This is a genomic window from Mycobacterium sp. NPDC050441 (genome assembly GCF_040655355.1).
In the GTDB taxonomy this organism is placed as follows: domain Bacteria; phylum Actinomycetota; class Actinomycetes; order Mycobacteriales; family Mycobacteriaceae; genus Mycobacterium.
The window spans coordinates 100,262-119,232 of the sequence record NZ_JBFAJS010000002.1 but is presented as its reverse complement, the minus strand read 5'-3'; the positions used below and the strand labels follow the sequence as shown (position 1 = coordinate 119,232).

Genomic DNA, 18,971 nt, shown 5'->3' with positions numbered 1-18,971 from the left:
TGTGATGGCTGCCAAGTTGCGCCTACTGTCGGCTTCGACAGGACTGGTTGCGGCGCTCGTCGCGGCGGTGATCGTGGTGTGGCCGTCGAGCCCGACCCAGGGCGCGGCCGCCGGCCCGCTCCAACTCGATGTCACTGATCTCCCGATGACCAACGTGTCAACGACGATCAAGTGGCCTGTCATCGAGACCACGGACCCTTCGCCCTTCGATCCGTGCAATGACATCCCGTTCGATGCGGTCCAGCGGCTCGGCCTGGCCTTCACCCCGCCGGAGCCCGAGGACAGCCTGCGCTGCCACTACGACGCCGGCGACTATCAGATGGCCGTCGAGGCGTTCGTCTGGCGCACCTACGAGCAGACCATCCCCGCCGATGCGGTCGAGCTGGACGTAGACGGTCACCGGGCCGCCCAGTACTGGATCATGAAGCCCACCGACTGGAACGACCGGTGGTGGGTCACCTGCATGATCGCGTTCAAGACCAGCTACGGCGTCATCCAGCAGTCGGTGTTCTACTCGCCGGTCCACTCCCCGGACCGGCCGGACTGCCTGCAGATCAACCTGCAGCGGGCCCACGAACTCGCGCCGTACTACAAATTCTGAGCCACATCGGGTGACGAGGAATGTGGCGGGCGATCCGTAGCCTGGTCGCGTGAGCACATTGCGCCGGTATGCCGGCAAGGCCGTCAGTAGGGTTCTGGGGTTACCGCCGCACACGACCGACTTCTCCGTGCAGCACGGGCTGCGAGTGCCGATGCGCGACGGCGTCGAGCTGATCGCCGACCACTACGCACCCGTCACCGACCGACCCGCGGGCACCCTGCTGGTGCGCGGACCGTACGGCCGTCGCTTCCCGTTCTCGCCGCTGTTCGCGCAGGTGTATGCGGCACGCGGCTATCACGTGGTGTTGCAGAGTGTGCGCGGCACGTTCGGCTCGGGCGGCCAGTTCACCCCGATGGTCCACGAAATGGCCGACGGCGCCGACACCGTGGCCTGGCTTCGGGACCAGCCGTGGTTCACCGGCTCGTTCGCCACCGTGGGCCTGTCCTATCTCGGCTTCACCCAGTGGGCGCTGCTGGCCGATCCGCCGCCGGAGATGAAGGCCGCCGTCATCACGGTCGGCCCGCACGACTTCAGTGCATCATCCTGGGGCACCGGTTCGTTCTCCCTCAACGACTTCCTCGGGTGGAGCGCGATGATGGCCCGCCAGGAGGAGCCCGGCGTGATGCAGGCCCTGTCCCGGCAGCTGCGCGGGCCCGCCGAGCTCGCCAAGGCGACCGCCTGCCTGCCGATGGGTGCAGCCGGCCGCGAGCTGCTGGGCGCCGGCGCCCCGTGGTACGAATCCTGGCTGGACCACCCCGAACGCGACGATCCGTTCTGGGACCTGCTGCGGTTCGACGAGGCACTGCAGCAGGCCGAGGTGCCGATCCTGTTGCTCAGTGGGTGGCAGGACCTGTTCCTGGACCAGACCCTGGAGCAATACGAACAGCTGCACCGACGCGGCGTCCCGGTGGCGTTGACGGTCGGACCGTGGACCCACACCCAGATGATGACCAAGGGGCTGACCACCGTGGTCAGCGAATCGCTGGACTGGCTGGGCACCCATCTGGCCGACCAGGGCGAGACCGCCCGCAGCACGGTACGCATTCATGCCAACGGGCACGGCTGGGTGGAGCTGGCCGACTGGCCGCCGGTCATGCCGGAGCACGAGTTGTTCCTGCAACCGACTGGGCGACTGGCCGCTGTCGCGCCGTCGGACACTGCGCCGCCGTCGTCATTCACCTATCACCCAGCCGATCCCACCCCGACCGTCGGCGGCCGGCTTTTGGCCGCCAGCGGCGGCTACCGCGACGACACCCGACTGGCCCGGCGCAGCGATGTGCTGACGTTCACCGGCGACCCGCTGCCGGCCGACCTGTACCTGGCGGGCAGTCCCGTCGTGGAGCTGGCCCACAGCTGCGACAACCCGCATCACGACATCTTCGTCCGGATCAGTGAGGTGGACGCAAAAGGCCGGTCCCGCAACGTATCCGATGGATTCCGCCGATTGAACGGCCGCACCGGGCCGGTTCGGCTCGAGCTCGATGCCGTCGCGCACCGCTTCAGAGCCGGGTCACGGATCCGGGTGCTGATCGCCGGCGGCTCACATCCACGCTTCGCCCGTAACCTGGGCACCGGCGAGCCACCGGTCTCCGGGTCCCAGCTGGTGCGGGCGACCCACACCGTGCATCACGGTCAGGGAGGGGTGTCCCGGGTGCTGCTGCCGGCCGGCCCGACGCCGCCGTCAGCCGACTGAGGTTCGGACCCGCTCGGCGACGTCGTGCAGCGTCGCATCGTCATGCACCGGCGGGCCCCAGTCCGCCTGCACCTGCAAGTCGACCCAGCTCTTGCACCCGGCAAATTCGGGCGTGCGGGCCAGCTGGATCGGCGTGCGCAACGGAGCCGCCTGGACGATCACGACGGTCAGCCGGTGTTTGGGGCGAAAATCGAGCCGGTCGGTCCGCACTGATCCGGCGGTCCAGATGTGCAGGTCGGCGAGGCCTTCGATCGCTTCAGGACGGTTGACCTCCACGGCCGCAACAACTTTCGCCACGGCCCTGATGATCACGGCGTCTTCGGTGCTGTCGGCGGCCGCGGCAGCGAGCAGGTCGTGATGTTCGGGGCGCACCCGTTCGGCGTGGCTGTGCGCAATCGTGGGGAACAACACGAACTCCGGTGCCGCCACCGAGAATCGCTTCTCATGGATGCCGCCCTTGCGCAGCAGCACGGTCTGGCGGCCGTCGAGCAGAGCGTGTACGGCCGCGCTCCACTCCTTCAGCGCAGGGGTCTGCGTCACTGCGCGGCCAGGCGGGCCCGGACCTCTGGGCGCCGCAGTGGCGGAACGGTCTTGGGCGGCTGACGACGCGGGGCCAGCCCGTCGAGCAGCCGAGTGGTGGTTTCCGTGACTTCGGCGACGGCAGCCTCGAATGCCTCGATATTGGCCCCGGTCGGACGGGTGATTCCGCTGACCTTGCGCACGTACTGGCGCGCCGCGGCCTCGATTTCTTCGTCGGTGGCGGAGGGCTGCAGCCCCCGCAGCTCGGTGATGTTGCGGCACATGACACCCACGATAGGCGTGTTGAGCAGGACGGCTACCGTGAGCGGATGACCGACCCCGCTGACGAGCGCTCGCGCGAGGAGCCAAAATGACCGTACTGCTCGTCGACACCACCGACCGGGTTCGCACCCTGACCCTGAATCGGCCCAAGTCGCGCAACGCGCTCTCGGCACAGCTGCGCACGGAGTTCTACGGTGCGCTGCGCACCGCGCAGGCCGATGACGATGTCGACGTCGTCATTCTCACCGGGGCAGATCCGGTGTTCTGCGCGGGTCTGGACCTCAAAGAACTGGGAGAGCGCTCGGACCTTCCCGACATCTCCCCCAAATGGCCTGCCATGACCAAGCCGGTGATCGGGGCCATCAACGGTGCCGCGGTCACCGGGGGCCTGGAATTGGCGCTTTACTGCGACATCCTGATCGCCTCTGAGCAGGCCAGGTTCGCCGACACCCACGCGCGGGTCGGTCTGCTGCCGACGTGGGGCCTGAGCGTGCGGCTGCCGCAGAAGGTCGGCGTGGGTCTGGCCCGGCGGATGAGCCTCACCGGCGACTACCTCTCGGCCGCCGAGGCGCTGCGCGCCGGCCTGGTCACCGAGGTCGTCCCCCACGACGAGCTGCTGCCCGCCGCCCGGCGGGTGGCGGCTTCGATCGTCGCCAACAATCAGGCCGCCGTCCGGGCCCTACTCGCCTCGTATCACCGCATCGACGCGTCCCAGACCGATCAGGGCCTGTGGATCGAAGCGGCCTCGGCGCGCGAGTGGATGGCAACGGCCTCCGGTGACGACATCGCCGCCAACCGCAGCGCCGTGATCGAGCGGGGACGCGCGCAGGTGCGCTGACGTCGCCTACGTTCCTGGGCCCGGGATGGCGGACCACCCCGTTCCGGACTCGTCGGTGGCAAGTTCCTCGACGCTCATCCCGTCAACGAGCCGGTCCAGCGCACCGATCATCGTGGCGCATTCGCGCGCGGGATGGTCTTTCGGGCAACGCAGAGCATGGGTCAGAAACTGTTGCGCCCCTTGCGCTTGCGCGATCACCCGATCCAGCGCGGCGATCTGCTCGCGCACCGTCTGGCGCCACTGCTCACTCGGCGCGTCCAGCACTGCAGCCGCGGTGTCCAGCGGAAGACCCAACCGGTTCACAATCTTGAGCAACGCGAGCCGTCGAAGCTCCTCGGGTCCGTACATCCGCTTGCCGGCTCGCCGCAGCCGCGGGGACACCAGCCCACGTTCGTCGTAGTACCGCAACGCCGACGGGCTCATCTGCAGCCGCGCGGCGGCCTCGCCGATCGGGATCACGTCGTCCATGCCGCCATTTGACTTCAACCCACCTTGAACCGGCAAGGTCTACCCCATGAACGCCGAACGTGCGATCAATCACCATGCCGACCACCCCGGCTTCTCGGGTGTCACCGGGATGTTGTGCGGGTTGGTCTTCCTGGTGGTGGGCCGGGCGAAGGCCAGGTTGGCCGCCGATATCGCGCAGATCTCGTCGGCAGACCATGTCGTGGATGTGGGTTGCGGACCGGGCACTGCCGCGCGGGTGGCCGCCCGCCGCGGGGCGCGGGTGACCGGCGTCGACCCCGCGTCGTCCATGCTCCGGCTCGCGCGGATGGTCACATCCAAACGCGCACCCATCACCTGGAGCGTGGGGACCGCCGAAGCGCTACCCGTTGCGGACGGTTCCGCGACGGTGGTGTGGGCGCTGGCGACTGTGCACCATTGGCAGGATGTCGAGGTGGCGGTTACCGAGGCACACCGGGTGCTGGTGCCGGGCGGACGCCTGATCGCGATCGAGCGTCGATCACCTGACGACGCCACCGGATTGTCCAGTCACGGCTGGACGGATGAACAGGCCGAGTCGTTCGGTGCGTTGTGTCGCGTTGCCGGATTCGACGACGTTTCCGTGACCGGGCGTGGCAGTGGCAAGGGTGCCGTCTGGGTGGTCTGCGGTATCCGACGGTGAACTAGGCGGTTCCCGGCACCAGCCAACGACCCGAGAACGCCCGCCAGCCGACGAAGACCAGCCTCAGCACCATGAACGCGCTCAGCCCCGTCCAGATGCCGAACAGACCCCAGCCGTAGATGAGCGACAACCAGATCAGCGGCAGGAAGCCGACCAGCGCGCTGGTGAGGGTGGCGTTGCGCATGAACTTGGCGTCGCCCGCACCCAGCAGCACACCGTCGAGGGCGAAGACGATTCCCGCCACGGGCAATTGGGCCACGAGGAACCACCATGGCACCGTGATCGCCGCGAGCACCGATTGATCATCGGTGAACACCGGCGGCAGCACCGAGGAACCGACGGCGAACACCAGTGCCAGCACCACCCCGGCCATCGTGGAAAACAGCGTCACCCGCCAGGCCACGCTCTTGGCATGCGCGAGTTGCCCGGCGCCCAGCGCCGCACCGACGAGTGACTGTGCGGCGATTGCGAGTGAATCCAACACCAGCGCAAGGAAACTCCACACCTGCAGAACAACCTGATGAGCCGCTACGGCAGCCGCGCCGAATCGCGCTGCCACCGCCCCTGCGGACAGGAAGCAGGCTTGGAACGCAAACGATCGCAGCAGCAGATCGCGACCCATGGCCAACTGGGCCCGCAGCACCGCGGGCTGGACCTGAAGCGCAACCTTCTCGATCAGCAGGGCCCGCAGAAACAGCAATGCCGCCACCCACTGCCCCACCAGGTTCGCCACGGCCGAGCCGGCCAATTCCCATCGCGGCAGGCCCAGCCAGCCGTACACCAGCAGCGGGCAGAGCACCGCTGACACGGCGAACCCGAACACCACGTAGCGCAGCGGCCGGACGGTGTCCTGCACCCCGCGCATCCAGCCGTTGCCGGCCAGCGATACCAGGATCGCCGGGGCGGCCAGGATCGCGATGCGAAGCCAGGGCAGCGCGGCGTCCGCGATGTCGGAGCGCCCGGCGATCACCGACAGCAGCGGTTCCGCGGCGGCCTGTACCACCGCGATGATCAGCAGCCCCAGACCCAATGCCAGCCAGGTGGCCTGCACGCCCTCTCCGACCGCGGACTGCCGGTCACCTGCCCCGAACATGCGGGCCGAACGCGCGGTGGTGCCGTAGGACAGGAACGTCCCCTGCGAGTTGACCAGGCCCAGGATCAGGCCGCCGATGGCCAGCCCGGCCAGGCTGAGTGCGCCCAACCGCCCGACGATCGCGATGTCGAACAGTAGGTAGATGGGCTCGGCGGCCAACACGCCCAGTGCCGGAAACGCCAGGGCGGCAATCCGGCGGGTGGTGGCCGGCGTGACGGGAACATCACCTTCGGGTTCAACCATGTGACCGCCCGGGAGAGGCGCTCCGTGCGCAGTCAGGCAAGATGCCCCTGGCGCAGTCAGGCAAGAGCGTCAGCAAGTGCCTGCACGACGTCGTCGGCCGGCCCGGCTGCCGAGTATCCGGCCGCGTGCGGGTGGCCACCGCCCCCGAACGCGCTGGCTACCGTGGCCAGGTTCAGCGACTTTGCCCGCATCGACACCGACCAGTGTTGCGGCTCAATCTCTTTGAACACCGCGGCGACCTCTGCCTGTTGGGTGGTGCGCACGATGTCGACGATGCTCTCCACTTCCTCAGGCCGGGCGCTTGACCACTCATCATGCGACACAACGGCATACACGAGTCCGCGGCCACCGACCGCACCCGGCAGAAGCCGGGCCGAGGCCAGCACCCGTGACAGCATCGGCAACCAAGCAAACGGGTGGGTGTCGAGCAGCGCGCGGCTGATCGAGGCGTTGTCCACCCCGAGTTCGACCAACCGGGCCGCCAACCGGTGTGCCCGCGCGGTCGCCCAGCGGAAGGAGCCGGTGTCGGTGGTCAGCCCGGCGTACAGGCAGTGCGCGACGCGTTTGTCGATGGGCTTGTCCCAGGCGTCGAGCAGTTCGGCCACCAGCATCGTGGTGGAATCCGCCGTCGGGTCGACGTAGTTGGCGGTACCGAACAGCTGATTGGACGCATGGTGGTCGATGACCAGAACCTCGCGGCCGGCATCGGCCAGTCCCGCCAGCGCACCCAGGCGATTGACGCTCGGAATGTCCACCGTGACAACCAGATCAGCGTCATCCCGGATGGCATTCGGCGCGACCATCAGGTGCCCGCCCGGCAGGGTCTGCAGGGATTCGGGCAGCTGATCGGGAGCCGCGAAGGCTACCTCGACCTGCTTGCCCGCGTCGTCGAGCACCTGCGCGAGGGCCAGCCCGGCGCCGATGGTGTCGGCGTCGGGATAGACATGGCACACCACGCTGATGCTCGCCGCGTCGGAAAGGAGGTCGGCTGCCGCACGCGCGTCGACACGCTGACCGGAAGGGCACCCGTTGGGAGCCCCCGAATGAGCACTGTCAGTCATCCGTTCGATCGCGGTCACCGGCATCCTCTGTGTCTGCCCCGTCGGCAAGCCCGTCCATGTCTTCCGCCCCGCTCACACGGTACGGGTCCTCATCACCGGCATGCTTGGCGCCCTGCCGAACTCTCGCCAGATCCTCGTCTGCGGCCCGCGCCCGAGCCAGCAGCTCCTCCATCCGGTGCGCCGCGTCGGGCACGGTGTCGCGGACGAACGCCAGGGTCGGGGTGAATCGCACCCCGGTCCCGGCGCCCACCTTGGTCCGCAATACGCCCTTGGCCTTCTCCAGCGCCGCCGCCGCACCGGCATAGTCCGGTTCCTCGTCGAGTGAGGACCCCAGCACCGTGTAGTACAGCGTGGCGTCGTGCAGATCGCCCGACACCTTCGCATCGGTGATGGTGACCCCCGACAGGCGGGGATCCTTGATCTCATACTCGATCGCCGAGGCGACGATGGTGGAGATCCGTTTGGCGAGCCGCTTGGCCCGTGCGGGATCAGCCATCGCTTATGTACGCACCTTCTCGACGAGTTCGTACGTCTCGATGACGTCGCCTTCCTTGATGTCGTTGTAGGTCAGAGTCAGACCACACTCATAACCTTCGCGGACCTCGGTGGCATCATCCTTCTCCCGCTTGAGCGAGGACACCGTGAGGTTCTGCGCGACAACCAGGTTGTCACGCAGCAGCCGGGCCTTGGCGTTGCGACGCATGATGCCCGAGGTGACCAGGCAGCCTGCGATGTTGCCGACCTTGGACGACCGGAAGATCGCCCGGATCTCGGCGCGGCCGAGCTCCTTCTCCTCGTAGACCGGCTTGAGCATGCCCTTGAGGGCCTTCTCGATCTCGTCGATGGCCTGGTAGATCACCGAGTAGTAGCGGATCTCCACACCCTCGCGGTTGGCCAGTTCGGTCGCCTTGCCCTCGGCACGGACGTTGAACCCGATGATGATCGCGTCCGAAGCCGACGCCAGGTTGACGTTGGTCTCGGTGACGCCACCGACACCGCGGTCGATGACCCGCAGCTCCACTTCGTCGTCGATCTCGATGCCCATCAAGGCTTCCTCGAGGGCTTCGACCGTACCGGCGTTGTCGCCCTTGAGGATCAGGTTCAGCTGGCTGGTTTCCTTCAGTGCCGAATCCAGGTCTTCCAGGCTGATCCGCTTGCGGCTGCGTGCGGCCAGCGCGTTGCGCTTTCGCGCACTGCGCCGGTCGGCGATCTGGCGGGCGATGCGGTCCTCGTCGACAACCAGGAAGTTGTCACCGGCACCGGGCACCGACGTGAAGCCGATGACCTGGACCGGACGCGAGGGCAGCGCCTCTTCGACATCGTCGCCGTGCTCGTCGACCATGCGGCGGACGCGACCATAGGCATCGCCGGCCACCACCGAGTCGCCGACACGCAGGGTGCCGCGCTGAATGAGCACCGTGGCGACCGGACCGCGACCGCGGTCCAGGTGCGCCTCGATCGCCACACCCTGGGCCTCCATGTCGGGGTTGGCCCGCAGATCGAGGGATGCGTCGGCGGTCAGCACGACCGCTTCCAGCAGCGCCTCGATGTTGGTGCCCTGCTTGGCCGAGATGTCGACGAACATGGTGTCGCCGCCGTATTCCTCGGCCACCAGGTTGTACTCGGTGAGCTGCGCCCGGATCTTGGCCGGATCGGCGCCTTCCTTGTCGATCTTGTTGACCGCCACCACGATCGGCACATCAGCGGCCTGCGCGTGGTTGATGGCCTCCACCGTCTGCGGCATGACGCCGTCGTCGGCGGCGACCACCAGGATCGCGATATCGGTGGCCTTCGCACCGCGGGCACGCATGGCGGTGAACGCCTCGTGGCCCGGGGTGTCGATGAACGTGATCGGCCGGACGTTGCCGTCCAGATCGACCTCGACCTGGTAGGCGCCGATGTGCTGGGTGATGCCGCCGGCCTCGCCCTCGCGGACGGTGGCGTTGCGGATGGTGTCCAGCAGTCGGGTCTTGCCGTGGTCGACGTGACCCATGACGGTGACCACCGGCGGACGGAACTCCAGGTCGTCCTCGCCGCCCTCGTCCTCGCCGTAGGTGAGGTCGAAGGACTGCAGCAGTTCGCGGTCCTCGTCCTCGGGCGAGACGACCTGCACCTTGAAGTTCATCTCACTACCGAGCAGCTCCAGGGTGTCGTCACCGACCGACTGGGTTGCCGTGACCATCTCACCGAGGTTGAACAGCGCCTGGACCAGTGCGGCCGGGTTGGCGTCGATCTTCTCGGCGAAGTCGCTCAGCGATGCGCCGCGGGCCAGCCGGATGGTCTCGCCGTTGCCCTTGGGCAACCGCACACCACCGACGACAGGCGCCTGCATGTTCTCGTATTCGGCGCGTTTCGCCCGCTTCGACTTACGGCCGCGCTTGGGTGCACCGCCGGGACGACCGAAAGCACCGGCCGCGCCACCGCGCTGACCGGGACGGCCGCCACCGCCGCCGCCACCGGGACGGCCGCGGAAACCACCGCCGCCACCTGCGGGTGCGCCGCCGCCGGCGCCACCGGCACCGCCGGCACCACCGCCGCGGTAGTTACCACCGCCGCCGCCACCGGGACGAGCACCCTGACCGGCACCGCCGGGACGGGGGCCACCACCGGGACGCGGACCGGGGCGTGGGCCACCCCGACCGGGGGCACTGGCGCCGGCCGGACGCGGCGGCATGTTGCCGGGCGACGGACGCGGGCCGCCGCCGGGACGCGGGGCACCGGGCCGCGGCTGCGGCCGCGGGATGGGCCGCTCGACCGGCTGCTGCGAAGAGAAGGGGTTGTTGCCGACCCGCGGGGCACGCGGAGCCGGCTTCGGGGCGCCCGATGCCGGACCCGGACGCGGGCCGGGCGTGGCACCGGGGGTAGGCCGCGGACCGGGCGTGGCGCCCGGAGCGGGCGCTGCCGGGGCGCTGGGCGCAGCGGCAGCCGGTGCACTGGGCTCTGCCGGAGGCTGCGGTGCAACCGGCTTGGGTGCGGCCGGACGGGCCGGGGCAACCGGGGCCGCCTCGGCTGCCGGAGCCTGCGGTTCGACCACCGGAGCCGCGGGGGCGGCGGGCTTGGCCGGTGCCGGCTTGGCCGCCTGCGCGGGGCTGGGAGCCGGAGCGCCGGGCTTGGGTGCCGCGGGCGCTGCAGCGTTGCCCTGCGGGCGGGGCTTGTCTTCGGGCTTCTTACCGCCGGCAGCCTTGCTGCCGAACGATTCGCGCAACCGACGCGCGACCGGCGCCTCCACAGTGGAGGACGCCGACTTCACGAACTCGCCTTGCTCCTTGAGCTTGGCCAGTAGATCCTTGCTGGTGACACCGAGTTCCTTCGCCAACTCGTGCACACGGGCCTTACCTGCTGCCACTACATCTCCTCGTCTGGAGGCAACAGCGGTGGTAGGCGCCGCGCCTCGGGTTTAGCTATGACGCATGGTCATCGGGACTTCACGGTGTGCTCATGTTCTTCGCTACCTGTTCTGTTGCCGGGTGTCCGAGTGCTTCAAGAGTTCGGTGATCTTCACAGAAACTCTCGACGTACTCGATCACCGCGGATGTATCCGGTGAACCGGTGAGTCGCAACGCTCGAACGAAGGCTCGCCGCTTCACTGCCATCTGTGCGCACTGCTGGTCGGGGTGCAACCACGCACCACGCCCAGGCAGGCTGGCCGCGGGGTCAACGGTTACGGAACTCGTCCCGTTCCCGTCGGTTACCGCAACCACTCGGAGCAACTCGGCGGCCAACTCTCGCTTCCGGCATCCGACGCAGGTCCGCACTGGTCCGACAGAGGTGTCGGAGGTGCTTCGATGCGTCAGAGCCGGAGTCTCGCGCTGGATCACGGCTGAGTCTACCGCCCCGAGGCCCGTGCTCCGAAACGCCGGTCACTACTGTCAGTCGTGCACCGCCCCGGGCCGGACATCGTGCTCCGGCTGCGGCGCCGCATCGCTGCGGATATCGATCCGCCAACCGGTCAGCCGAGCCGCCAACCTGGCATTTTGTCCTTCTTTGCCGATCGCCAGGGAAAGCTGGAAGTCCGGCACGATCACCCGGGCCGCACGCGCGGCCTCGTCGATCACCGATACCGACACGACCTTGGCCGGCGAAAGTGCGTTGGCGACGAACCGGGCAGGGTCCTCGTCGTAGTCGATGATGTCGATCTTCTCGCCCGACAGTTCGCTCATCACGTTGCGCACGCGCTGGCCCATAGGGCCGATACACGCGCCCTTGGCGTTCAGCCCGGGAACCCGCGAGGCGACCGCGATCTTGGACCGGTGCCCGGCCTCCCGGGCGACCGCCACGATCTCCACCGACGCGTCGGCGATCTCGGGCACCTCCAACGAGAACAGCTTGCGGACGAGGTTCGGGTGGGTGCGTGACAGCGTGATCAACGGCTCGCGGGCGCCCCGGGTGACGCCGACGACGTAGCAACGCAGCCGGTCGCCATGCTCGTAGCGCTCCCCCGGCACCTGCTCGGCGCTGGGGATGACCCCTTCAGATCCCTTGGTCTCGCTGCCGATCCGTACGACGACAAGACCGCGAGCGTTGGCCCGCGCATCGCGCTGGATGACCCCGGCCACGATGTCGCCCTCGTGAGCCGCGAACTCCCCGTAGGTCTTCTCGTTCTCCGCGTCGCGCAACCGCTGCAAGATCACCTGACGCGCCGTCGTCGCCGCGATCCGGCCGAACCCCTCGGGCGTGTCATCCCATTCGTGCAGGACATTGCCGTCGGCATCGGTCTGACGGGCGATCACCTTGACCACACCGGTTTTACGGTCGATGTCGATGTGCGCGTCGGGCTCATGCCCCTCGGTATGGCGATACGCGGTGAGCAGCGCCGATTTGATGGTCTCGACGACCACGTCGACGGTGATGCCCTTGTCGGCCTCGATGGCATGCAGCGCCGCCATGTCGATGTTCATTCGCCGGCCCCCTTCCCAGTTTCTCCCGACAGTTCCAATTCACGTCGGTTCGGAGGTGAAAACTCCACTTGGACAACAGCTTTGGCGATATCAACAAGAGCGATCTCACGGATGGCCAGCTCGCGCCCTTCCGGCACCACGACTTTCAGTACGGCGCCGTCGGTTTCCCCGACTCGGCCGGTGAACACCGAACCGTCGGTCAGCGTGACCTCTGCCTTGCGCCCGCGAGCGCGGCGGAAATGCTTGGCCTTGGTCAGCGGCCGGTCCACACCCGGTGAGGTGACGTCGAGCACATACGGCGTGTCGCCCTGCGTAAGCCCGTCGAGCAACTCAGAAGCCGTCCGCGACAGCGCTGCCAGGGAATCGAGATCGAGACCCTCGTCGCCATCGGCGATCACGGTGATGCGGGGCGGACGAGTCGATGCGTCGATGACGACGTCGTCGATTTCGTATCCGGCGCGCGCGAACTCGCCGTCAAGTAGCTCGATCACCTGCGTCTGCGACGGCAAATCCGCAGACCGCAACTTTGGATCCGGTGCCACGGCGAGCTCCTCATCTTGAATTGTCTCCGACACAAATCCAGGGCCAGCCACCTGGATCAGCCCCGGAATTGCCTATCTACGATACGCCAGGCCCCCGGCAGCAACCGCCAATCGAAGTCCGGTGCGTGGCGAATATCGTCGCAGCGGCGCCGGGTAGCCAGTCAGCGCCGCGTCAGGCGAGCACCTGAGCAATGGCAGGATGTTCACGTGCCGAGCGCCCATGCAGACATCAGCCGGCGGCGCGTACTGCTCTCGGCCGCGGCCCTTGCCCTGCTGGGCGCCACCGCCGCCTGCAGTACGACGACGTCTCAACCCGACGTGGACGACCTGACCGCGCAGTGGGATCGGGCCCGCGCCGACAGTGCGCTGGCCGCCGACGCGGCGGCCGCCCAGCCTCCGCAGGCGCCGGTCACCCGGGCACTGAACGCGGTGACGACCGATCGCACCGCCCACGCCAAAGCCCTGTCCGACGAGTTGACCCGGATGACGGGAACCGCCCCAGCGAACGCCGCCACCTCCACCAAGAGCACGGCCAAGGCCGCCCCGGGCGCCGGGACAAATACGTCGGCGCCCAGTGTCGACGACGTGGTCAACGCGCTCAAGGAGTCCGCCGACCGGGCCGCCGGCCTGGCCCGCCGGCTGTCCGGTTATCGCGCCGGCCTGCTCGGATCGATCGCCGCCTCGTGCACGGCCGGCTACACCGTCGCGCTGGGAGGTGCACAGTGACCTCACCGGGACCACGTTCGACCACCTCGCCCGCCCGGCCGACCACGGCCGCCGATGCCGCACTGTTCGACGCGGTGGCCGTCGAACACGGGGCCATCTACGGCTACGGGCTGGTATCGGCCCATTCGACGGCCGAGGACAACGCCCTGGTGGCCACGGCGATGGCCGAGCACCGGGCCCGGCGCGAGGCCGCCATGGCCATGCTCGAGGCACGCTCGGTCACCCCGCCGCTGCCCGCCGCCGGATATCAGTTGCCCGCGCCGGTGACCGATCCGAGCGACGCCGCCAACCTCGCGATTCGCATGGAGGAAGACACCTCGGTGGCCTGGCGTGCGCTTCTCGAACAGGCGACCAGCGCCGACGACCGCACCTTCGCCGTGACCGCGCTGACCCAGACTGCCGTCACCGCGGCCAGGTGGCGCGCGATCGTCGACGCCTGGCCGGTGACGGTCGCTTTCCCCGGCGGCGGTGAATAGCCCGCACACGCGATCTCCGGATCCCTGTTGATTGCACCCGGTAATTGGTCCCGTGCTGCCCATTGCAACGTCCTCTCGCCGAGTGAAAGGTAGAGGTCGGACCGGCGGCGCCACCGGGGCGCTGCCCCGAACAAAGGGGGTGGATCGTGTACGCACGCTCTACCACTGTCCAGGCGCAACCCGAGGCGATCGACGCCGGTATTGCGCATGTTCGCGACGAGGTCATGCCCGCGATGCAGGAGATGGACGGCTGCATCGGTATCTCGTTGTTGGTCGATCGCGAATCCGGTCGGTGCATTGCCACCACCGCATGGGAGACCGAAGAGGCAATGCATGCGAGCGCCGAGCGGGCAGCACCGCTGCGAGCGCAGGCGGTGGAAGCATTCGGGGGCACCGCAACCGTCGAAGAGTGGGAGATCGCCGTCCTGCACCGCGACCATCGCACCCACGAGGGTGCGTGTGTCCGGGCGACATGGGCAAAGCTGGAGCCGGGCCAGATTGACGGAGGCATCGAGCACTACAAGGCGTCCGTGCTGCCGGCGATGGACGACCTCGACGGGTTCTGCAGCGCCAGCCTGATGATCGACCGCGCATCCGGGCGGGGTGTGTCGTCGGCGTCGTTCGACAGCCGCGAAGCGATGGAACGGAGCAAGGAGCAGGCTGGAGCGCTGAAGACTTCGTCGATGCGCGAAGTCGGCGCCGAAGAACTGAACGAATGCGAGTTCGAGTTGGCCCTCGCCCACCTGCGGGTGCCCGAGTTGGCGTGAGCCCAAGCGTTCCGGTGCGCTGACTCGTTGTCAGCGCACCGCCACCGATCAATGCATCCGAGCCGGCAGCGCTCAGCCTGCGGTGAGTGCCGCCGAGATCTCGGCGGCCGCATCGTCGACGGCGATCTCGCGGTTCTCGCCGGTGAACCGGTTGCGCAGCTCCACCACACCCTCGGAGAAGCCACGGCCGACCACCACGATCCACGGCATGCCCAGCAGCTCGGCGTCCTTGAACTTCACTCCGGGTGAGGCCTTGCGGTCGTCGAACAGCACCTCGTGCCCGAGGCGGTCGAGCGCCGCGACGAGTTCGGTCGCCCCGGTCCGCGCGGCGTCATCCTTGTTCGCCACCACGACGTGCACGTCGAACGGTGCGACGGCCGCCGGCCAGCGCAGCCCGAGCTCGTCGTGCTGCTGCTCGGCGATCACCGCGACCATGCGGGACACCCCGATGCCGTAGGAACCCATCGTGAGCCGCACCGGCTTGCCGTCCTCGCCGAGCACGTCGGCGGTGAAGGCATCGGCGTACTTGCGGCCCAACTGGAAGATGTGGCCGATCTCGATACCCCGCGCCGAGGTCAGGACGCCGGCGCCGTCCGGAGACGGGTCACCGTCGCGGACCTCGGCAGCCTCGATCGTGCCGTCGGCGGTGAAGTCGCGGCCGGCGACCAGGCCGACCACGTGCTTGTTGGGAGCGTCGGCTCCGGTGATCCACGCCGTGCCGTCCACCACGCGCGGATCGACGAGGTAGCGAACCTCGTTGTCCAGCAAGGCCTTCGGTCCGACGTAGCCCTTGACCAGGAACGGGTTCTTGGCGAAGTCGGCTTCATCGAGCAGAGCGAACTCGGCCGGCTCCAGCGCAGCGCCCAGGCGCTTCTCGTCGACCTCACGGTCACCGGGCACGCCGACTGCCAGCAGCTCCCACTCGCCGCCGGGCTCGCGGGTCTTGAGCAGAACGTTCTTCAGGGTGTCGGCTGCGGTGACCTCACGGCCCGAGAACTGTTCCAGATCAGCCGAATTGGCCCAGTCGACCAGGGTCGCGATGGTCGGGGTGTCCGGGGTGTCGTGGACCGCAGCGGCGGGCTGCCCCTCGATCGGCAGCGGAGCCGGTGCCCGGGTGATCACCGCTTCGACGTTGGCGGCGTACCCGGAGTCCAGGCAGCGCACGAAGGTGTCCTCACCGACCTCGCTCTCGGCCAGGAACTCCTCCGAGGCGCTGCCGCCCATCGCACCCGAGACCGCGGACACGATCACGTAGCGCACACCCAGGCGTCCGAAGATCTTCTGGTACGCCTCGCGATGGGCGTGGTAGGCGTTCTTGAGGCCGTCGTCGTCCACGTCGAAGGAATATGAGTCCTTCATCACGAACTCGCGGCCACGCAGAATGCCTGCGCGGGGGCGCGCCTCGTCGCGGTACTTGATCTGGACCTGGTACAGGATCACCGGGAAGTCCTTGTAGGAGGAGTACTCCCCCTTGACCGTCAGCGTGAAGATCTCTTCGTGCGTCGGCCCGAGCAGATAGTCATTGCCGCGCCGGTCCTGCAGCCGGAACAGGGTGTCGCCGTATTCGGTCCACCGGTTGGTGGTCTCGTACGCTCCACGCGGCAACAGCGCGGGCAGCAGGATCTCCTGACCCCCGATCGCGTTCATCTCTTCCCGCACGATGTTCTCGATCCGGCGCAGCACCCGCAGGCCCAGCGGCAGCCAGCTGTAGATACCGGGGCCGACCGGACGGACATAGCCGGCCCGGATCAGCAGCTTGTGGCTGGGTACCTCGGCATCAGCGGGGTCGTCACGCAGGGTTCGCAGGAACAGCTCGGACATACGGGTGATCACAGGCGACAACCCTAAGGCGTGTCCTCAGTCGCGGCCCTGCCAGGTACAGATGCAGGCCTCGTTGCCCTCCGCGTCGGCCAGTACCCAGAAGGCCGGGGCCCGGCGGTCACTGAGCAGACGGCCGCCGGCCGCCAGGGCCGCATCGACCCGGGCCCGCGCCGCCTCGTGGGTGACGTCGATGTCGAGATGTATCCGATTGCGTTGGGGCCGTGGGGAATCCATCTGCTGAAACCAGATCGCCGGGCCACGGCCGAACGGGTCGACAAGTCCGCCGTTGACGCCGGACAGACCAGGCTCGTCGATGTAGCCCGTGACGGCCTTCCAGAACGGGCGAACCGCAGGGATGTCCAGCGCGTCGATGGCGATCTCCAACGCCTGGATCGACACGATCCCGGACGTCAGCTCGAAACCATGGGCCGCCAGCGCCCCGGACACCTCGCGAGCCAGTTCCAGGTCCCGCTCGGTCACCCCACCGGCATCCCGTGATTGCAGCCGGAGCACGGCCCGGTCGGACCGGATGTCGATCGAAAGATGTCGCGCCGCATCAGCTCCGGCCGCGCGCACCGCGTGGGAGGCCGCTGAAGCCGCATCGGCCATCGAAGGCACCAGCACCTCGCCGTAGACGGCGCCCAGTACCAGGCGCCAGCCCAGCGGGCCGACGGCCTCGGAGATCTCCCGGCGGTTCATCGGCGTCAGCCTAACGCGAGGCGAGGACGAGGTCAGTCGACCTCGATCTCCCCGGCGTCGATGGCTTCCTTGACGTCTTGGGCGTGGGCCACCTGCTCGGAGGTGTAGCCGATGAACAACGCGGCGATACCGACCAGCACAGCGACCGCGGCCACCCACAACAACCCGTAGGTGTAGCCCGCGTCGAGCGCCGCCAGCTGCGGACCGTTCATGTCCTTGACCGGGCCGGTGATGCCGCCCAGATAAAGGGTGCGCGAGGTGATGACGGCCTGGATGATGGCCAGCACCAGCGGGCCGCCCAGGCTCTGCAGCATCAGCGCGATCGCCGAGGCCGGGCCGATGCGGTCGAAACCGACGCCGGCAATCGCCGAGAGCGTCAGCGGCACCACGATCATGCCGATGCCGATGCCGCCGACGGTGATCGGAAGCACCAGGTTCGGGAAGTACGGGATGCCGGCGTGCAGCGTCGAGCCGTACAGCATCGCCCCGAGAACCAGGACACCACCCGCGATCACCACGACGCGCGGCTGGAAGAACCGCACGATCTGCGACGAGGCTCCGAGACCGATGCCCATACCGATCACGAAGGGGATGAAGCCGATACCGGCATGCAGGGCGCTGTAACCCAGGATGTCCTGCACGTAGAGGCCGATCAGCACGGTCAAGGTAAACAGCACGCCGCCGGCGAGGAAGACCGCCACGAAGGTGGCCACCCGGTTGCGCTCGTGGAACAGGTCGAACGGCACCACCGGGTTCTCAGCAGTGCGTTCGGCGATGAGGAAGGCGATGCCGCAGACCGCGGCGACCGCGCCGGAGCCCAGCGTCACCGGGGACAGCCAGCCGCGCTCCGGCCCCTGGGTGAAGGCGAACACCGCGGCGGTGCAGGCCAGGGTGGCCAGCAGAGCGCCGGCGGCGTCGAGCTTCATCCGCTCGCGGTTGGTCTCACGCAGTGCGGTGCGGGCCAGGTAGAGCATCACCAGGCCGATCGGGACGTTGACCAGGAACGCGAACCGCCAGGAGAACTCGGTGAGGGCACCGCCGACCACCAGACCCATCACCGAGCCGATGGCGGTCATGGCGCCGAACACCGCGGTGGCCGCGTTGCGGGCCGGCCCCTTCGGGAAGGTGGTGGCGACGAGCGCAAGCCCCGTCGGCGAGGCGATCGCCGCACCGACACCCTGCAGCAGCCGGGCGATCACCAGGGTCGCTTCGTTCCACGCGATGCCGCACAGGATCGAGGCGATGATGAACAACGAGACACCGACGATGAAGGTGCGCTTGCGACCGATGGTGTCGCCGAGCCGTCCGCCGAGCAGCATCAAGCCGCCGAAGGTGAGGACGTAGGCGGTGATGACCCAGCTACGTCCGGCGTCGGACAGGCCGAGCTCGTCCTGGATCTTGGGCAGCGCGACGATCGCGACCGTGCTGTCCATGGTGGCCAGCAGCTGCATACCGCCGATCGCGATGACCGCAGACAGGAAGCCCCAGGACGGGAACCAGGACGGGAGGCGGGCAGCGAGGCCCTGGCGCTCGGCGTCGTTGAGTGCCGTCATAACGGGTCACCTTACCGGAATCTTAAGAATCCT

Annotated in this window: 20 protein-coding genes; 7 read left to right on the top strand and 13 right to left on the bottom strand. The window is 68.3% G+C overall.

The genetic code is table 11. The features are described from left to right. Positions 1–4: 4 nt before the first annotated feature. Positions 5–601, top strand: a complete 597-nt coding sequence (locus AB0I14_RS05590) for a DUF3558 domain-containing protein (RefSeq protein ID WP_358017164.1) — start codon at positions 5–7, stop codon at positions 599–601. Positions 602–650: 49 nt separating this feature from the next. Continuing rightward, positions 651–2,294, top strand: coding sequence for a CocE/NonD family hydrolase (locus tag AB0I14_RS05585; RefSeq protein WP_358017161.1), 1,644 nt, complete (start codon positions 651–653; stop codon positions 2,292–2,294). Here AB0I14_RS05585 and AB0I14_RS05580 read toward each other — a convergent pair. After that, positions 2,283–2,834: a DUF1802 family protein gene (locus AB0I14_RS05580; RefSeq protein ID WP_358017158.1), complete on the bottom strand. Its 552-nt coding sequence runs from the start codon at positions 2,832–2,834 to the stop codon at positions 2,283–2,285. The genes AB0I14_RS05585 and AB0I14_RS05580 overlap by 12 nt on opposite strands. Next, a complete protein-coding gene (locus tag AB0I14_RS05575) occupies positions 2,831–3,097 on the bottom strand; it encodes a DUF2277 domain-containing protein (protein WP_358017155.1) in 267 nt (88 codons plus the stop codon). Before AB0I14_RS05575 ends, AB0I14_RS05580 begins: the two co-directional genes overlap by 4 nt. Positions 3,098–3,183: 86 nt before the next feature. Between AB0I14_RS05575 and AB0I14_RS05570 the strand changes: the two genes are divergently transcribed. After that, positions 3,184–3,933 (top strand): enoyl-CoA hydratase, encoded by a 750-nt coding sequence (locus AB0I14_RS05570; protein ID WP_358017152.1) that lies wholly within the window; start codon positions 3,184–3,186, stop codon positions 3,931–3,933. A gap of 6 nt (positions 3,934–3,939) precedes the next feature. Here the strand turns inward: AB0I14_RS05570 and AB0I14_RS05565 are convergent, their stop codons facing one another. Continuing rightward, complete coding sequence (locus AB0I14_RS05565) at positions 3,940–4,401, bottom strand: MerR family transcriptional regulator (protein WP_358017149.1); 462 nt, start codon at positions 4,399–4,401, stop codon at positions 3,940–3,942. A gap of 46 nt (positions 4,402–4,447) precedes the next feature. Between AB0I14_RS05565 and AB0I14_RS05560 the strand changes: the two genes are divergently transcribed. Next, positions 4,448–5,059: a class I SAM-dependent methyltransferase gene (locus AB0I14_RS05560; RefSeq protein WP_358017146.1), complete on the top strand. Its 612-nt coding sequence runs from the start codon at positions 4,448–4,450 to the stop codon at positions 5,057–5,059. Between the two features lies 1 nt (position 5,060). Here AB0I14_RS05560 and AB0I14_RS05555 read toward each other — a convergent pair whose 3' ends face one another. The 7 genes from AB0I14_RS05555 to rimP all read right to left on the bottom strand — a co-directional run bounded on the left by AB0I14_RS05555 (position 5,061) and on the right by rimP (position 12,896). After that, positions 5,061–6,395 (bottom strand): MATE family efflux transporter, encoded by a 1,335-nt coding sequence (locus AB0I14_RS05555; RefSeq protein WP_358017142.1) that lies wholly within the window; start codon positions 6,393–6,395, stop codon positions 5,061–5,063. A 56-nt stretch (positions 6,396–6,451) separates the two neighbouring features. Then, positions 6,452–7,456 (bottom strand): bifunctional oligoribonuclease/PAP phosphatase NrnA, encoded by a 1,005-nt coding sequence (locus AB0I14_RS05550; RefSeq protein ID WP_358017139.1) that lies wholly within the window; start codon positions 7,454–7,456, stop codon positions 6,452–6,454. Beyond that, complete coding sequence (gene rbfA / locus AB0I14_RS05545) at positions 7,449–7,952, bottom strand: 30S ribosome-binding factor RbfA (RefSeq protein ID WP_358017136.1); 504 nt, start codon at positions 7,950–7,952, stop codon at positions 7,449–7,451. Before rbfA ends, AB0I14_RS05550 begins: the two co-directional genes overlap by 8 nt. A gap of 3 nt (positions 7,953–7,955) precedes the next feature. Next, positions 7,956–10,802: a translation initiation factor IF-2 gene (gene infB / locus AB0I14_RS05540; protein ID WP_358017133.1), complete on the bottom strand. Its 2,847-nt coding sequence runs from the start codon at positions 10,800–10,802 to the stop codon at positions 7,956–7,958. A 79-nt stretch (positions 10,803–10,881) separates the two neighbouring features. Continuing rightward, the gene (locus AB0I14_RS05535; RefSeq protein ID WP_358017130.1) at positions 10,882–11,157 is read right to left on the bottom strand and encodes a YlxR family protein; all 276 of its coding nucleotides are present in this window, start codon (positions 11,155–11,157) and stop codon (positions 10,882–10,884) included. A gap of 168 nt (positions 11,158–11,325) precedes the next feature. Continuing rightward, complete coding sequence (gene nusA, locus AB0I14_RS05530) at positions 11,326–12,354, bottom strand: transcription termination factor NusA (protein WP_358017127.1); 1,029 nt, start codon at positions 12,352–12,354, stop codon at positions 11,326–11,328. After that, positions 12,351–12,896, bottom strand: coding sequence for a ribosome maturation factor RimP (gene rimP / locus AB0I14_RS05525; RefSeq protein ID WP_358017124.1), 546 nt, complete (start codon positions 12,894–12,896; stop codon positions 12,351–12,353). Before rimP ends, nusA begins: the two co-directional genes overlap by 4 nt. Positions 12,897–13,103: 207 nt before the next feature. Between rimP and AB0I14_RS05520 the strand changes: the two genes are divergently transcribed. The 3 genes from AB0I14_RS05520 to AB0I14_RS05510 all read left to right on the top strand — a co-directional run bounded on the left by AB0I14_RS05520 (position 13,104) and on the right by AB0I14_RS05510 (position 14,865). Next, positions 13,104–13,622, top strand: a complete 519-nt coding sequence (locus AB0I14_RS05520) for a hypothetical protein (RefSeq protein WP_358017122.1) — start codon at positions 13,104–13,106, stop codon at positions 13,620–13,622. Next, positions 13,619–14,098, top strand: a complete 480-nt coding sequence (locus AB0I14_RS05515) for a ferritin-like domain-containing protein (RefSeq protein WP_358017119.1) — start codon at positions 13,619–13,621, stop codon at positions 14,096–14,098. Before AB0I14_RS05520 ends, AB0I14_RS05515 begins: the two co-directional genes overlap by 4 nt. A 146-nt stretch (positions 14,099–14,244) precedes the next feature. Continuing rightward, the gene (locus tag AB0I14_RS05510) at positions 14,245–14,865 is read left to right on the top strand and encodes an antibiotic biosynthesis monooxygenase (protein ID WP_358017116.1); all 621 of its coding nucleotides are present in this window, start codon (positions 14,245–14,247) and stop codon (positions 14,863–14,865) included. A 72-nt stretch (positions 14,866–14,937) separates the two neighbouring features. On the opposite strand, the gene AB0I14_RS05505 is transcribed toward AB0I14_RS05510, so the two are convergent. Genes AB0I14_RS05505 through AB0I14_RS05495 form a run of 3 tightly spaced genes read right to left on the bottom strand, consistent with a single transcriptional unit; the run spans position 14,938 to position 18,938 of the window. Next, positions 14,938–16,698: a proline--tRNA ligase gene (locus AB0I14_RS05505; RefSeq protein WP_358017113.1), complete on the bottom strand. Its 1,761-nt coding sequence runs from the start codon at positions 16,696–16,698 to the stop codon at positions 14,938–14,940. A gap of 24 nt (positions 16,699–16,722) precedes the next feature. Then, complete coding sequence (locus tag AB0I14_RS05500; RefSeq protein WP_358017110.1) at positions 16,723–17,385, bottom strand: VOC family protein; 663 nt, start codon at positions 17,383–17,385, stop codon at positions 16,723–16,725. Between the two features lie 32 nt (positions 17,386–17,417). Beyond that, positions 17,418–18,938: an MFS transporter gene (locus AB0I14_RS05495; protein WP_358017107.1), complete on the bottom strand. Its 1,521-nt coding sequence runs from the start codon at positions 18,936–18,938 to the stop codon at positions 17,418–17,420. Positions 18,939–18,971 lie beyond the last annotated feature (33 nt).

Excerpts from the sequence above, each read along its gene's own strand:
- AB0I14_RS05575 (WP_358017155.1), bottom strand. The coding sequence starts at position 3,097 with ATGTGCCGCAACATCACCGAGCTGCGGGGGCTGCAGCCCTCCGCCACC.
- AB0I14_RS05550 (WP_358017139.1), bottom strand. The coding sequence starts at position 7,456 with ATGACTGACAGTGCTCATTCGGGGGCTCCCAACGGGTGCCCTTCCGGT.
- AB0I14_RS05500 (WP_358017110.1), bottom strand. The coding sequence starts at position 17,385 with ATGAACCGCCGGGAGATCTCCGAGGCCGTCGGCCCGCTGGGCTGGCGC.
- rbfA (WP_358017136.1), bottom strand. The coding sequence starts at position 7,952 with ATGGCTGATCCCGCACGGGCCAAGCGGCTCGCCAAACGGATCTCCACC.
- AB0I14_RS05570 (WP_358017152.1), top strand. The coding sequence starts at position 3,184 with ATGACCGTACTGCTCGTCGACACCACCGACCGGGTTCGCACCCTGACC.
- AB0I14_RS05495 (WP_358017107.1), bottom strand. The coding sequence starts at position 18,938 with ATGACGGCACTCAACGACGCCGAGCGCCAGGGCCTCGCTGCCCGCCTC.
- AB0I14_RS05560 (WP_358017146.1), top strand. The coding sequence starts at position 4,448 with ATGAACGCCGAACGTGCGATCAATCACCATGCCGACCACCCCGGCTTC.
- AB0I14_RS05565 (WP_358017149.1), bottom strand. The coding sequence starts at position 4,401 with ATGGACGACGTGATCCCGATCGGCGAGGCCGCCGCGCGGCTGCAGATG.
- AB0I14_RS05590 (WP_358017164.1), top strand. The coding sequence starts at position 5 with ATGGCTGCCAAGTTGCGCCTACTGTCGGCTTCGACAGGACTGGTTGCG.
- AB0I14_RS05555 (WP_358017142.1), bottom strand. The coding sequence starts at position 6,395 with ATGGTTGAACCCGAAGGTGATGTTCCCGTCACGCCGGCCACCACCCGC.
- nusA (WP_358017127.1), bottom strand. The coding sequence starts at position 12,354 with ATGAACATCGACATGGCGGCGCTGCATGCCATCGAGGCCGACAAGGGC.